This is a genomic window from Staphylococcus microti (assembly GCF_000934465.1).
Taxonomy (GTDB): Bacteria; Bacillota; Bacilli; order Staphylococcales; family Staphylococcaceae; genus Staphylococcus; species Staphylococcus microti.
Window position 1 is genome coordinate 1 of the sequence record NZ_JXWY01000089.1, and the last position, 771, is coordinate 771.

Below are 771 nucleotides of genomic sequence, written 5' to 3' on the forward strand. Positions count from 1 at the left end.
AAGTGTGACAAAATTCATCGAAAAAGACCTTAAACTTATTGTAAATAAGGAAAAGAGTAAAGTAGGTGCAGTCACACGTTTAAAGTTCTTGAGTTGTCTAATGACCAAAGTAAATGGCACTTATCGTTTCAGACCGACTATGGAAGCCAAAGGAAATTTAAAACGCTCCTTAAGACGTCTAACGAAACGAAATAGACCAGGGACCTTCAAAGAGATTATAACAGAAATTAATCAAGTGACTCGAGGGTGGATAAATTACTTTGGTAGAGGTTTTATTAAAGATTTTATAAAGAGGTTACAATCTTGGTTAAACCGACGCATTAGACAACTAATTCTCAAAAGATGGAAGAAACCAAAAACGAAATACAAGATGTTACGTAAATATGGACTTGACCATAAAAGTGCCATGAAAATCGCACAATCACGTAAGAAGTATTGGCGACTCTCAAGCACCAAAGAAGTCCATCTCGCGCTTACAACAAAACAACTCTACAAGTGGGGAGTGGGGACTAATACCGTTAGTCGAACTTGCAGAGTTGGCTTACGCAAGATATTGAACCGCCAAGTACGGATCCGTACGCCAGACTGTCTAACAAATAAAATGTAAGAGGAAATCAGAAAGGTTTCTTCTTACATTTTTGCTTTAAATATGGAGGAACATCTAATACTTCTATAAAATCAACTTGCAAGTAGCCTTACTATTTCTGAAACTTTTTTGATTTTTGTTAGTCTTTTAAAATTATAAGCAACACAAATTAGGGCTGCTTCTGC

At 36.1% G+C, this 771-nt stretch carries 1 pseudogene; it reads left to right on the forward strand.

Going from position 1 to position 771, the window contains the following annotated elements:
* Positions 1-557 (forward strand): annotated as a pseudogene (locus tag TP70_RS09220) (group II intron maturase-specific domain-containing protein); the annotation flags it as partial.
* Positions 558-771 lie beyond the last annotated feature (214 nt).